This is a genomic window from Stenotrophomonas sp., from assembly GCF_032103445.1.
Taxonomy (GTDB): Bacteria; Pseudomonadota; Gammaproteobacteria; order Xanthomonadales; family Xanthomonadaceae; genus Stenotrophomonas.
Window position 1 is genome coordinate 1 of sequence record NZ_DAMDFR010000141.1, and the last position, 2,572, is coordinate 2,572.

General features: G+C 67.6%; 2 protein-coding genes. One reads left to right on the forward strand and one right to left on the reverse strand.

Annotated elements, in window-relative coordinates:
* Nucleotides 1-1,356: ATP-dependent RNA helicase RhlB (gene rhlB, locus RT551_RS21485; protein WP_313462236.1), on the reverse strand; the 1,356-nt coding region annotated here is incomplete at its 3' end.
* 527 nt (nucleotides 1,357-1,883) lie between these two features.
* On the opposite strand from rhlB, the gene trxA reads away from it, so the two are divergent.
* Nucleotides 1,884-2,213 (forward strand): thioredoxin, encoded by a 330-nt coding sequence (gene trxA, locus RT551_RS21490; RefSeq protein WP_313462238.1) that lies wholly within the window; start codon nucleotides 1,884-1,886, stop codon nucleotides 2,211-2,213.
* Nucleotides 2,214-2,572 lie beyond the last annotated feature (359 nt).

Sequence of the window (2,572 nt, forward strand, 5' to 3'; positions counted from 1 at the left end):
GTCGCCATCGCGGCGTTCGCCACGACCGCCACCACTGCCGGAACGGCCGCCACGGCCACCGCCGCGACGTTCTTCCTCGGCCGCGCGGGCTTCGCGCGCTTCGCGGAAGATCTGGCCGACGCTTTCGTTGTCGTCGCCTTCCTCGCCCGGAGCCGCCGGTGCGCGTTCCGGACGCGGCAGCGCGGTCAGCAGTTCCTTGGTGACCGGCTCGGACGGAATCTTCTGCTCGATGTAGGCCTCGATATCCGGCAGGCCCATCGCATAGCGCTCGCAGGCGAAGCTGATGGCATCGCCTTCCTCACCCAGGCGGGCGGTACGGCCGATGCGGTGCACGTAATCCTCGGCGTCGAACGGCAGGTCGTAGTTGTAGACGTACTTGATGCCGTCGATGTGCAGGCCGCGGGCGGCCACGTCGGTCGCCACCAGGATTTCCAGCTGGCCCTTCTGGAAGCGGTTGAGCAGGCTCTCGCGCTTCTTCTGCGGCACGTCGCCGGACAGCACGCCGACACGGTAGCCGGCCTTCTCCAGCGAACGCGCCACGCGCTCGACGAACACCTTGGTGTTGACGAACACCATGGTGCGCGCGCCTTCGCTGCGCGACAGCAGGCCCAGCAGCAGCGGGATCTTCTCTTCGTCAGCCGGGAAGTACAGCTTCTGGCGCACGCGCGCGGCGGTCACCGTTTCGGCTTCGACCACCAGCTTCTGCGGCTCGTTCATGTGCTCGTAGGCCAGCTCCAGCACGCGGTGGCTGAGCGTGGCACTGAACAGCAGGGTCTGGCGGGTGGTGCGCTCGGGCATGCGGCGCAGCAGGAAGCGGATGTCCTTGATGAAGCCCAGATCGAACATGCGGTCGGCTTCGTCCAGCACGCAGATTTCGCAGGCGTGCAGCGACACCACCTTGTGCTGCTTGACGTAGTCGATCAGGCGACCCGGGGTGGCGATGATCACGTCCACGCCCTGCTGCAGGATCTCGCGCTGCTTGTCGTAGTCCACGCCGCCGTAGACCAGCGCGAAGCGCAGGCCCAGGTCGGAGCCGAACTTCACCGCGTCCTTGTGGATCTGGATGGCCAGTTCGCGGGTCGGCGCGAGGATCAGCGCGCGCGGGTCTTCCGGCTTGCGGTCGGCCAGGGCCGGGCGGCTGAGCAGGCGGTTGACCACGGCCACCAGAAACGCCAGCGTCTTGCCGGTACCGGTCTGGGCCTGGCCAGCCACATCGCCACCGGCCAGCGCGACCGGAAGGGTCAGCGCCTGGATCGGGGTGCAGCGGGTGAATCCGGCTCCTTCAAGACCGGCCTGCAGGGCCGGATGCAGATCAAAGGAGGAGAAAGTCAAATCGGTCAGCGGTTTGTCGCTCATGAGTCCGTCTTGGTAAGGCCGCGCCGGCACCGGGCCGGAAGGCTTGCAATCTTGGAGGGCAGCGTTGCCATACGGCCGTTGCGCCGGGAATGCCGGGGCCGGATCGGTGGGACGCGGGCCGCTGCACAATGTCCCAGTTTAGCGCAATGTCGGAAGCAAACCGGGGGTGGCGTCGCGTGGAGGCTTGAGACGCCCTTCGGCAAGGGCGCCCTCGCGCGGATTTCACCGCGCCACACGCCAGTTGAACGGGCCGATGGCGGGGGGTGGAAGTGCTCCACACCTGCCCGCACTTACTGGGACAAGCCCTGGCAAAGCGCGATGCCTGTCACAGGATGTAGCGTTGCAGCCGGGGACTGTGCCCCGGGTTCGATAGGGGTACACTGCGCCCCGAGAGCGTCCAGGCATCCCACCGGACGCACCGCTGGCCGCCCAGGCGACCACGAGGCAGCAGACGCGGACGCGCCGCAAGGCGGGTCCAGGTTCAACCCTCCGGCCTGGCCGGGTGCACTCCAAATCGAGAGACCAAGATGAGCGACAAGGTTGTACATGTCGGCGATGCCGACTTCGATAACACCGTACTGAACTCCAAGGAACCGGTGCTGGTGGACTTCTGGGCCGAATGGTGCGGTCCCTGCAAGATGATCGCCCCGGCGCTCGATGAGCTGGCCAACACCTACGACGGCCGCGCCAAGATCGTGAAGGTCAATGTGGACCACAGCCGCGCCCTGGCGGCCAAGTACCACGTCCGCTCCATTCCCTACCTGGTCGTCTTCAAGGACGGCGAGAAGGTCGGCGAACAGGTCGGCGCTGTCGGCAAGGCCCAGTTGGCCGGCCTGCTGGACCGGGCCCTGGCCTGAGTCACCTGCGGCAGCCGGGTCACCGGCTGCCCGGCGGGCCCCACGCCCGCGTGAATGATCCCGCCCTGCCCGGCTTGCGCCCTGCCGCAAGCCGGTGGTAGTGTCGGCACATCCGGCCGCGTTCGCGTGCCGTGTCTTCCGGTCGTACTCCCGCCCGGAATCCTTTTCCCAAACATCCTGACGCCCTTGCCGGGCGCTCGCACCTCTCAGCGAGGAATCCAGCTCTTGTCCGATATCACTACGACCGAAACCGGCAGCGCCGACGCGCCCGCCGAGAAGCGCGTGCGCAAGCCGCGCGTTGCCAAGGCCGCTCCGGCCGAATCCGCCGCTCCGCCGGCACAACCCGCCCTGCCCCTGGC

Coding starts and splice junctions, on each gene's coding strand:
- trxA (WP_313462238.1), top strand. CDS start 1,884: ATGAGCGACAAGGTTGTACATGTCGGCGATGCCGACTTCGATAACACC.